Origin of the sequence: uncultured Algimonas sp. (genome assembly GCF_947498175.1) — a bacterium.
Lineage (GTDB): Bacteria > Pseudomonadota > Alphaproteobacteria > Caulobacterales > Maricaulaceae > Litorimonas.
Genome location: NZ_CANMJB010000003.1, coordinates 373,129 through 388,969 on the forward strand (window position 1 = coordinate 373,129; position 15,841 = coordinate 388,969).

The 15,841-nt window shown below is 63.5% G+C and carries 15 protein-coding genes; 10 read left to right on the top strand and 5 right to left on the bottom strand.

Going from position 1 to position 15,841, the window contains the following annotated elements; all coding sequences use genetic code 11:
• Window positions 1-329 precede the first annotated feature (329 nt).
• Window positions 330-2,480, top strand: coding sequence for a peptidase domain-containing ABC transporter (locus Q0718_RS06640; protein ID WP_298915301.1), 2,151 nt, complete (start codon window positions 330-332; stop codon window positions 2,478-2,480).
• On the top strand, window positions 2,477-3,712 hold the full coding sequence (locus Q0718_RS06645) for an HlyD family efflux transporter periplasmic adaptor subunit (RefSeq protein WP_298915303.1): 1,236 nt from the start codon (window positions 2,477-2,479) through the stop codon (window positions 3,710-3,712). Before Q0718_RS06640 ends, Q0718_RS06645 begins: the two co-directional genes overlap by 4 nt.
• A 15-nt stretch (window positions 3,713-3,727) precedes the next feature.
• Here Q0718_RS06645 and Q0718_RS06650 read toward each other — a convergent pair whose 3' ends face one another.
• A complete protein-coding gene (locus Q0718_RS06650; RefSeq protein WP_298915306.1) occupies window positions 3,728-5,029 on the bottom strand; it encodes a tetratricopeptide repeat protein in 1,302 nt (433 codons plus the stop codon).
• Between the two features lie 207 nt (window positions 5,030-5,236).
• On the opposite strand from Q0718_RS06650, the gene Q0718_RS06655 reads away from it, so the two are divergent.
• On the top strand, window positions 5,237-6,682 hold the full coding sequence (locus Q0718_RS06655; protein WP_298915309.1) for a S41 family peptidase: 1,446 nt from the start codon (window positions 5,237-5,239) through the stop codon (window positions 6,680-6,682).
• Window positions 6,683-6,684: 2 nt separating this feature from the next.
• On the opposite strand, the gene Q0718_RS06660 is transcribed toward Q0718_RS06655, so the two are convergent.
• The 3 genes from Q0718_RS06660 to Q0718_RS06670 form a co-directional block, all read right to left on the bottom strand.
• A complete protein-coding gene (locus Q0718_RS06660; RefSeq protein ID WP_298915312.1) occupies window positions 6,685-7,014 on the bottom strand; it encodes a hypothetical protein in 330 nt (109 codons plus the stop codon).
• A gap of 174 nt (window positions 7,015-7,188) precedes the next feature.
• Window positions 7,189-9,372, bottom strand: a complete 2,184-nt coding sequence (gene katG, locus Q0718_RS06665; protein ID WP_298915315.1) for a catalase/peroxidase HPI — start codon at window positions 9,370-9,372, stop codon at window positions 7,189-7,191.
• A gap of 363 nt (window positions 9,373-9,735) precedes the next feature.
• Entirely contained in the window at window positions 9,736-10,779 is a 1,044-nt protein-coding gene (locus Q0718_RS06670; protein WP_298915318.1) for a sigma 54-interacting transcriptional regulator, read from the bottom strand.
• A 244-nt stretch (window positions 10,780-11,023) separates the two neighbouring features.
• Here Q0718_RS06670 and Q0718_RS06675 point away from each other — a divergent pair, with 244 nt between their 5' ends.
• The 7 genes from Q0718_RS06675 (at window position 11,024) to Q0718_RS06705 (ending at window position 14,147) form a co-directional block, all read left to right on the top strand.
• Window positions 11,024-11,203, top strand: coding sequence for a hypothetical protein (locus tag Q0718_RS06675; RefSeq protein ID WP_298915321.1), 180 nt, complete (start codon window positions 11,024-11,026; stop codon window positions 11,201-11,203).
• Window positions 11,203-11,337: a hypothetical protein gene (locus Q0718_RS06680; RefSeq protein WP_298915323.1), complete on the top strand. Its 135-nt coding sequence runs from the start codon at window positions 11,203-11,205 to the stop codon at window positions 11,335-11,337. Before Q0718_RS06675 ends, Q0718_RS06680 begins: the two co-directional genes overlap by 1 nt.
• A gap of 43 nt (window positions 11,338-11,380) precedes the next feature.
• Window positions 11,381-12,088, top strand: coding sequence for a phage shock protein PspA (pspA, locus tag Q0718_RS06685; protein ID WP_298915326.1), 708 nt, complete (start codon window positions 11,381-11,383; stop codon window positions 12,086-12,088).
• Between the two features lie 139 nt (window positions 12,089-12,227).
• Entirely contained in the window at window positions 12,228-12,476 is a 249-nt protein-coding gene (locus tag Q0718_RS06690; protein WP_298915329.1) for an envelope stress response membrane protein PspB, read from the top strand.
• The gene (locus Q0718_RS06695) at window positions 12,473-12,955 is read left to right on the top strand and encodes a PspC domain-containing protein (protein ID WP_298915332.1); all 483 of its coding nucleotides are present in this window, start codon (window positions 12,473-12,475) and stop codon (window positions 12,953-12,955) included. Before Q0718_RS06690 ends, Q0718_RS06695 begins: the two co-directional genes overlap by 4 nt.
• A 71-nt stretch (window positions 12,956-13,026) precedes the next feature.
• Window positions 13,027-13,254 carry a hypothetical protein gene (locus Q0718_RS06700; RefSeq protein WP_298915334.1) on the top strand — a complete coding sequence of 76 codons (228 nt, stop codon included), beginning with the start codon at window positions 13,027-13,029 and terminating at the stop codon, window positions 13,252-13,254.
• Window positions 13,251-14,147 (top strand): DUF2807 domain-containing protein, encoded by an 897-nt coding sequence (locus Q0718_RS06705; protein WP_298915337.1) that lies wholly within the window; start codon window positions 13,251-13,253, stop codon window positions 14,145-14,147. Before Q0718_RS06700 ends, Q0718_RS06705 begins: the two co-directional genes overlap by 4 nt.
• Here Q0718_RS06705 and mnmD read toward each other — a convergent pair.
• A complete protein-coding gene (gene mnmD, locus Q0718_RS06710; protein WP_298915339.1) occupies window positions 14,128-15,801 on the bottom strand; it encodes a tRNA (5-methylaminomethyl-2-thiouridine)(34)-methyltransferase MnmD in 1,674 nt (557 codons plus the stop codon). The genes Q0718_RS06705 and mnmD overlap by 20 nt on opposite strands.
• Between the last annotated feature and the right edge of the window lie 40 nt (window positions 15,802-15,841).

Here is a 15,841-nt window from a genome sequence, read left to right on the forward strand (position 1 = left end):
TGAAGGGCGGGCATGAACGCCTTAAATCGGAGAGGCCTGTTGGCAGGTGAGGGTGGGCTCCGGCTGCACTCGCGAGACGCACCCTCACCTCTTTCGGAAGAACACGGGCCTGATCGATATTGCCTCCCAGCTTGCATTTCATTGTCATCGTTTGTCGCGAGCATTTACATGAAATGCACCTGCACATGTCGAACAAAGATACTATACAATTTATAGAAGAATTTTATGGAACCCTATGCCAGACCTTGTCTATGGTGCGATGCGCAATGGTCGCGGGGCAATGGATGGGGCTTGTTGACGTTGGCGAACACTGCAGGAAAAGCTAAGCCTTGACGCAGAGTATGGCTGCGGACCGCGATGCCTTGAACGCCATCCGTTTGTCCGGGCGGTCGCGGCTGCCTCTGATCCTGCAGAGCGAAGCCGCCGAATGCGGCCTGGCCTGTCTGGCCATGATTGCCGGTCATTACGGTCATTCGGCCTCGCTCAACGAGTTGCGGCGGCGTTTTTCCGTGTCCATCAAGGGCGTGAACCTGCAGGGCCTGTCGGAGGTGGCCGACCGGCTGGGCTTCTCCTCCCGCGCGCTCCGGCTGGAACTGGACGAACTATCCAAGCTGCGCATGCCCTGCATCCTGCATTGGGATTTGAACCATTTCGTCGTGCTGAAGGCCGTGCGGCGCGGGAAGGTCGTGATCCACGATCCGGCACGTGGCAAACGGACCCTGCAGCTGGCCGAGGTGTCGAAGCATTTCACCGGCGTCGCGCTGGAACTGACGCCGACGCCCGATTTCGCCAAGAAGCCGACCAAGGAGCGGGTCCGAATCTTCGATCTGTGGAACAAGATGACGGGGTTCATTCCGATCATCCTGCAGATCATCGCCCTGTCGCTCGTCCTGCAGGTCTTCGCCATCGTCGCGCCCTTGGTGAACCAACTCGTGGTGGACGAGGCCATCGCCAAGAGCGACACGAACTTCCTGCAGGTCGTGATCCTGGGCTTCGCCCTGTTGCTGGTCGCGCGCACGCTGGTGGAGCTATTGCGCGAATGGGTGTCGATGTATTTCGGCACGCTGCTGAATTACCAGATGCGGTCCAACATGCTGCGCCACGTCATGCGGCTGGAGGCGGAATTCTTTGAGAAGCGCCACATCGGCGACATCATGAGCCGGATGGGCAGCCTAAAGCCCGTGCAGGATCTGTTCACCCAGTCCTTCGTGACCGTACTCCTCGACGGCCTCATGGCAGTCGTCACGCTGGTCGTGATGTTTCTATACTCCCCGCTACTAGCCGGTGTCGTGATCGGGGTCGTGTTTCTCTCCTTTCTCGTGCGGTTGGCGACCTTTCCGCATGTGCTGCGGCTCGAGGAAGAAAGCATTCAGAAGGATGCAGAGCTGGAGACCATCTCGCTGGAAACGGTGCGCGGCATCCGCGCCATCAAGATTTTCGGGCGCGAACGCGAACGCCATGCCCACTGGCAGAATTCCTATGCCGACACGATCAATGTCGATCTGCGGCTGCAACGCTTCACCATCCTGTCCGGCGCGGCCAATCGCGGCGTGTTCGGGCTGCTGGAGCTGGGTATCTACTTCCTGGGTGCCATGCTGGTCATCAATGGCGAGCTGACGCTCGGCATGTTCTTCGCCTTCCAGAGCTACCGGGGGCAGTTTGCGGACCGGATCAATTCGCTGATCGATCTGTTCTTCCAATTCCGCACGGTCGGGCTGCATCTGGAGCGCCTGGCGGATATCATCTATTCCGAGCCGGAGCCCGGTCTCGATGCGCCAGTCGGGGCAGGCGCGCCGTTGACGGGCGCAGTCGAGGCGCGGAACCTGTCTTTCCGGTACGGCGATGCCGATCCCTGGATCGTACGGGACGTGGACCTGAAGATCGCGCCGGGCGATCGTGTCGCGCTGACCGGGCCGTCCGGTGGTGGCAAGACGACTTTGCTGAAGATCCTGATTGGCCTGCACAATCCGGTCGAAGGAGACGTGCTCTATGATGGTCGGCCGATCGAGGCGACGGGCATTCGCTCCATCCGCAGCCAGCTCGGCGTGGTCATGCAGGACGACCGATTGCTGACCGGATCACTCTACGACAATATCAGCTTCTTCGATCCGGAGATCGATGTGGCGCGCGTCGAAGCCTGTGCCATGGCCGCGCATGTGCACGCGGATATCATGGCCATGCCGATGGGCTATCACAGCCTGGTCGGCGATATGGGGTCGTCGCTGTCGGGCGGGCAGGTGCAACGTCTATTACTGGCGCGGGCGCTCTATGCCAATCCGCGCATCCTGTTTCTCGACGAAGGCACGGCCAATCTTGACCCGCATGCGGAAGCCGCCATCGTCGAAACATTGTCCCAACTGCCGATCACGCAGATCATCGTCGCGCATCGTCCGGCTGCCGTCCGTCATTGCACCCGTGTCTTCAGGATTGATAATGGGCAGGTGGTCGAGCTGGAAACGGTTGCGGAGGCAGATATATGAGCCTGTTTCGTCAGGAAGCCATCGACAATAAGCGGCGTAAGCTGCACGGTGACGTCATTCTCGTTCAGCCGGTGCGTTTCTACGTCATGGCAGGGCTTTTTTTCACCATCGTCTTGTCGGGTGTCATCTATGCGGCGTCGCGTGACTATACGCGCAAGGAAACTGCGGTCGGCTTCATCGCGCCGACGACAGGGCTGACCACGGTACGGGCCGACCGGGGCGGAATGATCACGGATGTCTTCGTCTCCGAAGGGGACGCGGTCCGGCAGGGCGATCCGTTGTTCGAAAGCCGTGTCGATATCGAAACCGATGCGGGGTTCGTGTCCGAACGTCGTCTGGCATCGACGGACGAACGGATCGCGGAACTCAACAACCGCGAGGCACGGATCGAGGCTCGCTCAGAAGCGGAACGGCGACGGCTGAATGCGGCGATCCAGAATCTTCAGCTGGAAGTCGGGGCGCTGTCCGAACGGCGCGATCTGGAACAGGTCGTTGCCAATCTTGCCCGGATGCGGCTGGAAAAGTTCGAGCAGTTGTTAGCCGACGACACAGTCTCGCAACTCGAATACGAGCAGGTCGAATCCCAAGAGCTGCAAGCTCGCATCGCTCTGCAGGCAATAGAACAGCAACTCATTGCGCGCCGCTCCAGTCTTGAAGATACGCGGTTTCAAATTAGGAATTTGCCAAAGCAACGTGAGCAGGAAATGTCGCAGTTGCGACAGGAAATTTCTGCTTTGCAGGACACACGAACGTCCATCGAAGCCCAGAGCCTCTATATTGTCCGCGCCCCACGCAGCGGAACCGTGTCCGGACTCCAGGCAAGGCTGGGCCGCGTGGTGGACCCTGCCGTTGCGATCGCCGTGATCGTGCCAGAAGACGCCATTCTCGAAGCGCGCTTGCTGGTGCCCTCTTCAGCTGTCGGTTTCACGGATGTCGGTCAGCCCGTAAACATCCTTCTCGACGCCTTTCCCTACCAAAAATTCGGCGCGCATCGGGGTCGTGTTTCGCAAATCTCCGCCACGCCGTTCCGTCCGGGGGAAATCGAAAGCCCGATACCGTACGATCAGTCCGTTTATCAGTTGAGAGTCGCGTTAGAGGACCAGAGCATCACGGCATATGGCGAACGAATCGATCTCAAGCCGGGAATGACCTTGCAAGGCGACGTCATCACCGACCGGCGGTCCTTGCTGGAATGGATGTTCGACCCGCTGTTTTCATTGCGACGGACTTAGCCGTCCCACGACGCACTAACTACCCGCATCTTTAAGAACGCTTTGGCAGGCGGGGGTCGGACCGATGCGATCCGCGAGCGTGCGGCAGAGTTCGCGCGCGAGAACGGCGTCGCCCGTATCCAGGCGCAGACGGGCCAAACGGGCCGTGGCTTCCGGTTCGAACGGCGTGTCGTCGAGCACGCGGCGATACCAGCGTTCCGCCTCCTCGGGTCTGCCTTGTGCGGCGTGGGCATCGCCGATCATCACCCCCATCGGCGCAAGCCACGGTCCGATCGTGTGCGGTGAGCCGGAATAGGCCCGCCGCATCGCCGCATGAGCGCGCATATAGTGCGCCAGACCGCTGCCGGGCACGCGCATGCCCCGGATCTCGCCCAGATTGACCATCGCCTCCCAGGCTTCGGGGTCGGCCGCGATGGCGGCGTCGAACGCTCGTTCAGCGTCGTCTAGGCGTCCCGACGCGGATAGGGCGAAGCCCAGCGCTTTGTGGGTGTCGGCGTCACGGGGGCTGTCGCGCACGGCGCGTTCGCCCAACCGCACGGCGCGGTCCAGCGCCGCGCGCGCTTCGGCGGTCGAGGTGATCCCGGTCCGCATTGCCTCGGTCAGGGAGTCGGCGGCCATGCCCGAGCCCGGACGGCCGCTCCAGCGCACGACGCGTTGCACCAACGCGTTGGCCAGACCCGCCTGCGCGGGCGCATAGGCCGGATCGGCCGCGACGGCGCGTTCATACAGGCTGATCGCGGCTTCGTTGTCGGCACGGGTGAAATTCATGTAGAGATCGTCGGCGCGGCGGGTCAGCCGTTCGGCCTCAGCCATATCCGAAGCGACCGGCGTTCCGGCGTCTGGCGGGAGGGACGGCGCATCGCCTCCGATCCGGACGATTCCGGCGATCGCGATCAGAATCAGGGCTGCCGAACCGATCCATAAAAGCAAGCGCTGCCGTCTTGGACGCGCGGCTTGCGCTTCAGACGGTTCGATGGGACGGACAGGGACGAGCAGACGGTAGCCCCGCTTGGGGATTGTCTCGATGAAGATGGGATCGGACGCGCTGTCGCCGAGCGCCTTGCGCAGTTTCGACAGGGTGCGGGACAGAACGTCTTCGCCGACGATGACGCCGGGCCAGAGCGCGGCGTCCAGTGCCTCGCGCGTCACGACTTGTCCCGGATCGCCGGCGAGCCGGATGAGCAGATCCATCACCTTGGGTTCGAGCGATCTGACCTCTGCGCCGCTGCGCAACGTGCCGCGCGAGGCATCGACGTTCCAGCGACCCAGTCGGAAGCGGGGCGGGGCGGTCTCGCTATGGGTATCTGGTCGGGGCATGGAGAGGGTTTCGGGAGGATAAAAGGAGGGTTCGGTCATGGTCACGCAGACGACCGGTCGTCAGAGTTGGAAGCAAACACACACCTTATTGCCATATGGACATTCAAGATGAAACGTCATGTTCTCACACTGCTAGCTGCCAGTTCGGCCCTTCTCGCCTGCGCGCCGCAGCCCGGGAGCGTCCTCCCATCGATTGAGGCCGAGCCGGTGGGTACGCAAAACTCAGTGACGGACGACGCTCCGCTCTCCAGCGCGCTGTCCGAGACCGAACTCTATTGGCGCGAGACGATCGATCCCGCCGCCGCCCAAGCCGATCTGCGCGCGCTCTATGAGGGCCTGCGCGAGGCGCATTTCGATCTCTTCGCCAATCGCAGCGAAGCCGAACATGACGCCTTGTTCGCCGAACTGGACGCGGCGCTGTCCGAACCGGTCAGCCGGTTCGACCTGTTCAAGACGTTGCAACGCTTTGCGGCGTTCGGGGATGTCGCCCATGCACGGATCGACTTTCCGTCCGAACTCTGGAGCGCCTATCGCGACCGGGGCGGCCGCGCCTTACCGCTCTATCCGCGCATCGAAGGTAAAGCGGTCTATGTCGGTTCGAACATGTCGGGTCTGGACGAAATCGGCGAAGGCGACCGGTTGATCGCTATCGACGGCGTTCCGACCGGCGATTGGGTCGACCGAATGTCGCGCTACATTTCCGCGGATACGCGGGACATCGCGACTTCGCTCATGGAATTCACCTTTCCGCGCGATCTCTGGACGCTGACGGGCGAGCGTCCGTCCCATTCGGTGCGGGTGGAAACAGCCGATGGTACGGTCCGCACTATCGATGTGCCGACCCTGACGACGGTGGAACAGGCTGCCAATGCCGAAGGCGATGAAGGCGGCTCGGCCGGCGCGTCCTTGCGCGAGTCGCGCCTTATCGGGACAACCGCCTATCTGAAGCCGGGACCGTTCTACAATGCCGAAGACCTGTCCCGATCCTGGGACAATGGCGACTTCGTGACGTTCATCGACACTGCTTTTGAGACATTTTTGGATGCAGGCGCGACGACGCTGATCCTCGATTTGCGCGACAATCCCGGCGGCGACAACAGCTTCAGCGATCCGATGCTGGCTTGGATCGCGGACGAACCCTTCCGCTTCTATTCGGAGTTCCGGGTCCGGTCCAGCGCGCAGGCCGAAGCGTCCAATGCCGCGCGGCTCGAAGCCTCCGGTGCGACCGAGGGTCCGAGCGTGGAGTTCGCCAGGCTCTATGCGGAAACGCCTCATGGCGAAACTTTCGACTTCGACCTGCCCATGGCACAGCCCCGTGACGGCCAGAGATTTTCCGGACCTGTCTATGCCCTGATCAACCGCAACAGCTATTCCAACGCGGTCAATGTGGCGAGCATCTTGAAGGACTATGGGTGGGCGACCTTGGCGGGCGAGGCGACGACGGATTTCGCGACGACCTATGGCTCGATGGAAACCTTCACCCTGCCGGAATCCGGTTTCACGGTCGGATTCCCGAAATCGCTGATCGTCCGACCGAACGGCGATACCACGCCTGGACCCGTCTATCCGGATCTTGCTCTTTCTGGACCTCTCGGCTCAGGACAAGGCGATTCGATGCTGGACGCCCTCCTCCGTCACATCGAGCAAGGGTGATTCTATGAAGATCCTTCGCGCTTCCGCCGTTCCTGCTCTTCCATCATCTTGACGTAGTTGGGCTGTTCGTCGGCGCCGCTGTGGCTGGAGAAGAAGATGACGCCCATGAAGAACAGGCCGCTGAGGAAGGCGAGCGGGATGGCGACGTAGTGGGCGAGCTTCCCATGGATGGTGACGTTTTCGGCCATGGGCCAGAACATCAGAAGCAGGCAGATCGGCAGGGATATGGCGACGTACCACAAGGCGTAGCGCTTGAACTTGGCTTTGGCCTCGCGACGCCGCTCCGCTGCGGCGGCGCGTGATCGGGCGGACTCCGTCATTCTTTCAGGCATGATCCAGGCGACCTCCTTGCTTACGCAGCCTACAGGGACAATCCTGGTCCGGAAAGGGCCGTCCGCTCCGGGGAGCCGCGCAACTGTCATGCAGATATGCGCGGGCCGGCATGAAAAAGGCCGCGCGGAAGGTCTCCTTCCCGCGCGGCCAATTTCGTTCGAGAACGGGTCCGCCTAGTCGACCAGATCGAACCGGTCGGCGTTCATGACCTTGGTCCAGGCGGCCACGAAGTCGTCGGCGAACTTCTGTTTGTTGTCGTCCTGGGCATAGACTTCCGCATAGGCCCGCAGGATCGAGTTCGACCCGAAGACGAGGTCGGCGCGGGTGGCGGAAAACCGCTTCGTGCCGGAGCCACGCTCATGCAGTTCGAACAGGCCGTCCGTGTCCGTCGTTTCCCAGCTGAAGCCCATATCGGTCAGGTTGACGAAATAGTCGTTGGACAACGTACCGGGAGTGTCGGTGAACACGCCGTGTTCCAATCCCGAATGGTTGATGTCCAGGACGCGCAACCCGCCGATCAGCACGGTCAGTTCCTGACCCGTCAGGCCCAGCAGCTGCGCCCGGTCGAGCAGCATTTCCTCGACACCCGATGTCGGCACGTCGTCCCGGCGGAAGTTGCGGAATCCGTCCGCCTTCGGCTCGAGCGGCTCGAAACTCTCCGCGTCGGTCTGCTCCTCGGTCGCGTCGCCGCGGCCCGGGGAAAACGGCACGTCCACGTCGAGGCCGCCTTTCCTGGCCGACATTTCGATGCCGACATTGCCCGCCAGGACGATCGTGTCGGCCACCGATGCGCCGTGCTCGGCCGCGATGGGCTCCAGCACGGCCAAGACGCGTTGCAGGCGCTCCGGCTCGTTGGCGTCCCAGTTGACTTGCGGCTCTAGCCGGATGCGCGCGCCGTTGGCGCCGCCGCGCTTGTCGGAACTGCGAAAGGTCCGCGCGCTGTCCCAGGCCGTCGCGATCATGTCGGCCTGGCTCAAACCGCTCTCGGCGATAGCCGATTTCAGCGCGGAGACATCGTAGGCGGTCGGCCCTTCGGGAACCGGGTCCTGCCAGATCAGGTCTTCGCTCGGCACCCAGGGGCCGAGATAGTTGACCTTGGGGCCCATATCGCGGTGGGTCAGTTTGAACCAGGCACGGGCGAACGTGTCGCGGAAATAGGCTTCGTCCGCCATGAAGCGCTCGCAGATTTCCCGGTAGATCGGGTCCACCTTCATGGCCATGTCGGCATCGGTCATGACGGGCATGGTCTTGGTGGAGCCGTCATCCGGATCGCGCGGCATGTCGATGTCCTCGATGTCGACCGGCTTCCACTGCTTGGCGCCGGCGGGCGAAGTCGTCAGCTCCCACTCATGGCCGAACAGCATGTCGAAATAGCCCATGTCGAACTGGGTCGGCTCGGTCGTCCACGCGCCCTCGATGCCCGAGGTGATGTGGCTCGACGCCTTGCCGTCCGCATCCGGGTTCATCCAGCCAAAGCCTTGGAAGGCGAGGTCGCCGGCTTCGGGTTCGGGGCTGAGCGCGTCCGCATTGCCATTGCCGTGCGCCTTGCCGACCGTGTGGCCACCGGCGGTCAGGGCCGCCGTTTCCTCATCGTCCATCGCCATGCGGGCGAAGGTGACGCGGATATGCTGGGCGGTGCGGGCCGGGTCCGGATTGCCGTTCACCCCTTCCGGGTTGACGTAGATCAGACCCATATGGACGGCCGCCAGATTGGGGCCGAGCGTCATGGCGTCTTCCAGATTGGCGTAGCGTTCCTCGCTTGGCGCGAGCCATTCCTTCTCCTCGCCCCAGTTCACGTCGATCTCGGGGCCCCAAATGTCCTCGCGGCCGAAGCCGAAGCCGAACGTCTCCAGACCCATGTTCTCATAGGCGACCGTGCCGGCCAGCAGCATCAGGTCGGCCCAGGACAGGGCGTTGCCGTATTTTTTCTTGATCGGCCAAAGCAGGCGGCGCGCCTTGTCCAGATTGCCATTGTCGGGCCAGCTGTTGAGCGGCGCGAAACGCAGGTTGCCGGTCGAGCCGCCGCCGCGCCCGTCATGGGTGCGGTAGGTGCCGGCCGCGTGCCAGGACATGCGGATGAACAGGCCGCCATAATGGCCCCAGTCGGCCGGCCACCATTCCTGACTGTCGGTCAACAGGGCGTTGATGTCGGATTTGAGCGCGTCGAAATCGAGCGTCTTGACGGCTTCCTGATAGTCGAAATCCGGATCCATCGGATTGGTGCGGGCGCCGTGCTGGTGCAGGATTTCGACGTTCAGACCGTTGGGCCACCAATCCTTGGTCGACGTGCTGGCGCGGTTGGTCGCGCCGCCATGCATGACGGGGCATTTGCCGATGGGGGGAGACATCTCGTTCATGGGGGATCCTTGTGCGGGTCGGTGGGGCCGGGAGAGCTTTTGCAGGTGTTTCTGGCCGCTCTTCTTGGCGGTTCTCTCAATCTCTAGACGCGACAGTTACATTCGTCCAATCGTTGCTTCCGTCAATTTTGATCGGCGGTGCCTATGTTTTCCAGAGTTGGGGCCAGCCAGAGTTGGAGCCAGCCGTTCAGTGATGGTTCAGTGTCGCCGCGCCAGAAGGAGGGTGGCCGGGGCGGTTCGTTTCCGAACGCTCCGGCCGACGGGCGGACGGCGGACATGCCGGTCGCGGGGGTGACCGGCTCCTTTGGCCGTCAAACGCCCGGACCCGGTTTTCCGTAATCGGAAAACCGGGTTTTCGGACCTCTATTTCTTCAGACCATGTTTGCGCAGCAAGCCCCGCAGCTGATGATAGCTCAGGCCTAGCCGCTCCGCCGCCTTGCCCTGATGATCGTTCGTCGCGCGTAGCGCTTCGTCGATCAGGCCGCGTTCGAAGGCGCGCACGCGGCCGGGAAAATCGGTCGGGGCGTCGCCGGGTTCCGTGTCTTCATCCTTGCCAGCTTGCAAGTGCGGGGCGGCTTGCACGCGTGGCATGGCTTTTTGGTGCGGGGTCTCCGGCCCAGGCCCTCCGACTATGCGGTGCGGACTGTCGAACGGGTCGAGGTCGAGATCCGCGATGGGCTCGCCCAAGGCCTCGTCCGCCAGGAAAGCCCGGACCGTGCTGCGCTCGATCAGGCCCTTGAGCTCGCGCACATTGCCGGGAAAGGGATGATTGCGCAGCCGTTCGTGGGCTTCGGCCGTCAGGCCTGGGAAAGCGTCCGCGCCGAGCTGGCTGACCACCACCCGTCCGAAATGCTCGATCAGGGCGGGCAGGTCGTCGGGGCGGGCGCGCAAGGGCGGCAGGGTGATGACGTGGAAAGCGATCCGGTCGAGCAGGTCGGCGCGGAAATCGCCGCGCCTGGCCGCGCCGGGCAGGTCGGCGTCGGTCGCGGCCACGACCCGCACGTCCACCTCTTCCGCGTAGAGCTCGCCCGTCGCCTGGACCCGGCCGTGCTCGATCGTCTGCATCAGCTTTTCCTGGAGGTGGACCGGCATGTGCTCGATCCCGTCCAGGAAGAGCGTTCCGCCATCGGCTTCGAAGAACCGGCCGTTCGTGTCCGCGCGTCCATCCATGAAGGTCTGGCCGAACAGTTCGCGGTCCAGCGCGTCGTCATCGAAGGCGGCGCAGTTCACCCGCACGAAGATCTTCTCCCAGCGCGGCGACAGGAAGTGAACGCGCGACGCGATCAGCTCCTTGCCGGTGCCGCGCTCGCCGACGATCAGCGCGGGCCGGTCGGTCGAGGCATAGTCGGAGACGCGGTCCATCAGCGCCATGAAGGAGGGACTCGATCCGATCGGTTGAGAACGCATGGGCATGTTGGCCAAATAGGCCAGACTTGATGACTAATCCAGCCAAACCATGTGGAAAATAGACCAATCCATTTACCGTTTGTCGGTAAGAAAGATAGAAAACACAATTTTTTCAAAGATTTAGTTTTTCGTGACAAAAGGCGCCGGACTCATCATCTTCAAATCATCGAAACGGACCGGAAGCGTCCGACCCACCAGAGCCCGCCTCGCCGGGACGAATAGAGAGAGACGAAAGGAGACGATGATGACCTACCGCACCATCGACAATGATCTGAACGCCATCACCGGACACGCAGCGCCGTCGCGCTCCGTTCGCCGGGCCCGCCGCCGCCGCGGCTACGCCGCGATGAGCGTGCGCACCACCGGCAGCTACGGCTATATGCCGATGCACGGCTCCGTGGACACCTACGAGGAAATTCTCTGATGGATCCGCGCTACACAGGACCGGACGGCTGGCGCGTCAAAGGCGCTCGCTTCGTCCAATACATCACCACCCGCGACAAGGAATGTTGGGGCTTCTTCGCCGCAGGTTTCCTGATCGCCGCGATCCTGGCGTAAGGCGCCAGGACCATCCAACCATTCTCAAAGGAGACGAGACACAATGGGTATTTTTTCCCGCATGGGCGACATCATCAATTCCAACCTCAACGCCATGATCGAGGCGGCCGAAGATCCTGAAAAGATCGCCCGCCTGATCATCCAGGAGATGGAAGACACGCTGGTCGAGGTCCGCACCGACGCCGCCCGTCACATTGCCGAGCGCAAGGAGCTGACGCGCCGCGAGGACGATTATCGCAAGCGCGCCGACGACTGGGCGAACAAGGCCGAACTGGCCATCACCAAGGACCGGGAAGACCTGGCCCGCGGAGCGCTGCAGGCCAAGCGCCAGGCCGAGGACATGGCCGACGTGGTCGGCAAGGAGATCGAGGTGCTGGACGAAGCCATCGCGAAAGCGGACGGCGACCTGTCCAAGTTGCAGACCAAGCTCGACGAGGCCAAGGCCAAGCACAAGGCGCTGACCATGCGCAGCACGGTCGCCCGCAGCCAGGTCAAGATGCGGTCCAAGATCGTGGACACCCGCGTCGACGACGCCCTGTCCCGTTACGAGCGGATGGAGCGCAAGGTCGACGAGCTGGAAGCCCATGTCGAGGCGTTCGATCTCGGCGAAGGCGAAAGCCTGGAGAGCCAGTTCGCCGCCCTGGAAACCGACGACGAGCTGGAAGACGAGCTGGCCGCGCTGAAGGCCCGGATGAGCAAGCCGAAAAAGGCCGCCAACAAGTCCGAAAAGCCGTCCAAGAAAGCGAGCTGATCGGAATCGGCCGCAAGGCTGACAGACACGTCCGGGAGGATTATGCGGGATATCATGGCTGGCCAACCCTTCGTGCCGGTTCCCGTCCTTCCGGGCGTACCACCCGACCGATCAACGCAAGACGAAAAGAGAGACACCAATGTTGAGACCCGAAGTCCTGGTCTTCATGATCCCCATCGTCGCCATCGTCATGGGAATCGCATCCTCGATGCTGAAGACCCACTACGAGCATAAAGAGCGCATGGGCGGAGGCGGCACGCCGGAAAACGGCGCCCACCGCGCCGAACTCGAACAGATGTCGCGCATCGCCGACATCCTCGACCAGCGCGTCAAGGTGCTGGAGAACATTCTGGACGACGAGATACCGAACTGGAGGGAGAAATCATGAAAAAGCGCCGCTACGAATATGAAGAACGCTGGGAAGACGATCACGGTACGTGGGAATCGCGCGAAAGCGGCGACTACGGTCAACGCCCCAAGCTGCGCCGCAACAAGATCGACGGCATTCTGGGCGGAGTCTGCTCCGGTCTCGGCGACTGGCTCGGCATCGATCACGGGCCGATGCGGATCTTCTTCGTCCTGGCCGTGATCTTCCTGGGCTTCCCGGTGCTGATCTACTTCCTGATGTGGATGTTCATCCCGTCGGACAAGCGAGCGCCTTACGTCCGCGAACGCCGCGAACAGCGGCGCGCCCATCGCAAGGCCCGCCGTCACGGCTTGCCGGACGCCGGACCGGTCGATGCGCCGCGCTATTCGGACGTCCGGTCCAAGTTCCGTTCGCTGGAAGTCCGGCTGCAGGATCTGGAACGGTCCGTGACCTCGCGCGAATGGCGGTTGCGCCGCGATTTCCGGGACCTGGAAAGCTAGGCCCGCAGACATAAGAAAAGTCCGGACGGTCCAACGTCCGGACACCACGATAGAAGAGGGAGACAAGAACAATGAATATCATAGCCACCACCTTATTGGCGGGAACGATCGCCATCCTGCCGGCGGGCCTTGTCCCGAAGCCCGATATCGCCAACCCGATCGACGGGGTGAGCGTCTGCGTCGCCGGGATGCAGATTGGCCTCGACGCGGACGGCCTGGAAACCAAGGCCGCGAACACGACCGACTTTACACTGGAACTGCGCTTGAAGTCCGCCGCCCCGATCCGAGTGCGGCTGTGAGGCGCGCCGCTCTCCTGATGGGCGCGGCCGCCGCACTGAGCGCCGCCCCGGCCTTCGCGACGGACGTCACGATTCGCGACTTCGTTGGCACGGTCATGCTGGTCGAAGGTTCGGACGGGGTCGAACTGATCGAACAGGGCCGCAAGGGCGATGTCGATTTCAGAGACTCCCCGTCGGGGATCGTCGTCGATGGCGGCATGGACAACCGGGCCCGTAACGACGCCTGCAAGGGCCGCGGCGTGTCCTTCGACCTGGACTGGAACGGCAGAGACTATGCGGGGGACACCCGGCTGGCCGACTATCCCAAATTGCGGATCGGCGTCCCGTCCGGGTCCGACCTCACCATCGAAAGCAGCGCCGTGCGGCTTGAAACGGACGTGGCGTTGGACCGCGCGGAACTGGATCTCTCGGGATGTTTCGACGTTGCCCTCGCCGATACGACAGCGGTGCGCCTGGACAAATCCGGCTCCGGCGACTTCACGGCGGCCAATGTCGGCACGTTTACGGCCGAGAAATCCGGTTCAGGCGATATCGAGCTGAAACGCGTCGGACGGTTCGACCTCGAACAGTCCGGCTCCGGCGACGTCGAGATCGACTTGATCACGGGTCGCGCCGACATCGAGAAATCCGGGTCCGGAAATATCGAGATCGTGGAGGTCGACGGCGATTTCGAGGTCGAGAAGTCCGGCTCCGGCGACGTCGTCATCGACGGCGGGGAAATCCCCAATCTAGTGGTCCGCAATAGCGGGTCCGGCGATGTGGACATCGCCGCGACCGTCGGCAATGCCTATGTCAGGGCTTCGGGCGCGGGCGACGTGACGCTGGGACGCCTGACCGGGTCGATCGATCAAAGAGCGTCGGGATCCGCCGACATCAATTGGGACACAGACTGATCCGCTCGGCGAACCCCGTCTCCAGCGGAGACGGCTCGCCCAGATAGGCCGACGCCAGCGCCTCGCCCAGAAGCGGGCCGAACACGAACCCTCGCGATCCCAGACCGGACAGGATCCAGACCTCCTGTCCGGTTTCCGATTCCAGACGCATCAGGCGCGGCAACGTATCCGGCGCGTTGACCCGGACGCTGGCGCGGCAGGACGTTACCGGATCGCCGAGATCGAGCCCTTGGTCGCGGGCCTGCGCGGTGTTTCGGGCGTCGTCTTCAGGACGGAGTTCGAAGGCGTCCGCATGGTCCACGATCCGGTCATGCGTCGCGCCCAGCAGCAGTCGGCCGTCCAGCCCGATCGCATAGCCGCCATAGGTCAGCGCACGCTCGAGCGTGCCGTCCGCCCAGCTCAACTGCCCGCGCGAAAAGCGGAACGCCGTCTTCGGCCATAGATCGCGGATGCCGTAACCGGCGGCGAGGATGACCGGGCCGTCTATTTCCGACGGATCGAAGAGGCGTCGCTCCTGAAGCTCGCAGCCTGCCAGAAAGTCGCGGCGCACCGCTTCCGGATCGATCACGACGGCGCTGTTTATCTCCAGCGCGCCCGCCTCCCAGCGCAGATGACCGGGCCCAAGCGGTTCGTTCCGCGCGATCCGCCGCAGCCGGTCGGCTTGCGTGTCGTCCTTCGGGCGGTGCGTCACGCCCGCCTGCAGGACAAGGCCGCGATAGGCCGCGCGGGCGTAGAGGAAACTCGACAGGAAGAAACGCGACTCGGACCGGTCCTGCAGGTCGAGCCTCGGCTTGACCAGCGCGGCCGGATTGCCCGACGCGGCCACATGGTCCGGGTCCGACAGCACGGTCGGCGAAAGACCGCGGCGTCGGAAGGCGCGGGCGACCGACGCCCCGGCAATGCCCGCCCCCACGATCGTCGGCATCCGGACCGAAGGACAACGGGACGGCGATCCGGGCAACCGCGCTTCCAGCCGGTGGCGCTTGCGGCCGAAGCCCTCTTTGCGCTCCACCTCGAATCCGGCCGCTCCCAGCGCCAGCCGCACCGCGCCCGCGACGGTGAACGTCGCCAGACGCGCGCCGGGCGCCGACAGGCGGGCGACCTCGGCCATGACGTCCTGCGACCACATGTCCGGGTTCTTGGCGGGCGAAAAGCCGTCTAGGAACCAGGCATCGGCATGGAAGTCCTGCCCGGCCAGAGCGGAAACGACATCGTCATGAACGAGCGTCAGGGTCACCGCGCCGAAATGGCGGCGGTGCACGCCGCGCACGGGGCCAGGCCAGCTGTCAAGCAGCGGAGCGGCGAGGTCGGCCAGGTCCGGAAAGGCCGACAGAGCGCGGGCCAGTTCGGCGCGCTCGAACGGATGACCCTCGACGGAGATATAGTGCAGCCGTCCCGCCGCCCCGCTGTCGCGCCAGGCCTTCCAGGTGGCGAGGAAGTTCAGCCCCGACCCGAAGCCCAGCTCCGCGACCGTGAAGACAGGCCGGCCCCTCCACCCGTCCGGCAGTCCGCAACCTTCCAGGAAGACGGCGCGCGTTTCCGCCAGCCCGCCGTCGGTCGAGAAATAGATGTCGCCGAAATCCCGCGCCGCTGGCGTGCCAGGGCGGGAAAAGTCGAGCGAAGGGGCGGGCGTGCGGGTGAGAGGCCGGTGCATGGTGACGCCTCGCTATCCCCCCACGGGGAGTGGAAGGCCG

Coding starts and splice junctions, on each gene's coding strand:
- Q0718_RS06645 (WP_298915303.1), top strand. CDS start 2,477: ATGAGCCTGTTTCGTCAGGAAGCCATCGACAATAAGCGGCGTAAGCTG.
- Q0718_RS06650 (WP_298915306.1), bottom strand. CDS start 5,029: ATGCCCCGACCAGATACCCATAGCGAGACCGCCCCGCCCCGCTTCCGA.
- Q0718_RS06660 (WP_298915312.1), bottom strand. CDS start 7,014: ATGCCTGAAAGAATGACGGAGTCCGCCCGATCACGCGCCGCCGCAGCG.
- katG (WP_298915315.1), bottom strand. CDS start 9,372: ATGAACGAGATGTCTCCCCCCATCGGCAAATGCCCCGTCATGCATGGC.
- Q0718_RS06670 (WP_298915318.1), bottom strand. CDS start 10,779: ATGCGTTCTCAACCGATCGGATCGAGTCCCTCCTTCATGGCGCTGATG.
- Q0718_RS06675 (WP_298915321.1), top strand. CDS start 11,024: ATGACCTACCGCACCATCGACAATGATCTGAACGCCATCACCGGACAC.
- Q0718_RS06680 (WP_298915323.1), top strand. CDS start 11,203: ATGGATCCGCGCTACACAGGACCGGACGGCTGGCGCGTCAAAGGCGCT.
- pspA (WP_298915326.1), top strand. CDS start 11,381: ATGGGTATTTTTTCCCGCATGGGCGACATCATCAATTCCAACCTCAAC.
- Q0718_RS06690 (WP_298915329.1), top strand. CDS start 12,228: ATGTTGAGACCCGAAGTCCTGGTCTTCATGATCCCCATCGTCGCCATC.
- Q0718_RS06695 (WP_298915332.1), top strand. CDS start 12,473: ATGAAAAAGCGCCGCTACGAATATGAAGAACGCTGGGAAGACGATCAC.
- Q0718_RS06700 (WP_298915334.1), top strand. CDS start 13,027: ATGAATATCATAGCCACCACCTTATTGGCGGGAACGATCGCCATCCTG.
- mnmD (WP_298915339.1), bottom strand. CDS start 15,801: ATGCACCGGCCTCTCACCCGCACGCCCGCCCCTTCGCTCGACTTTTCC.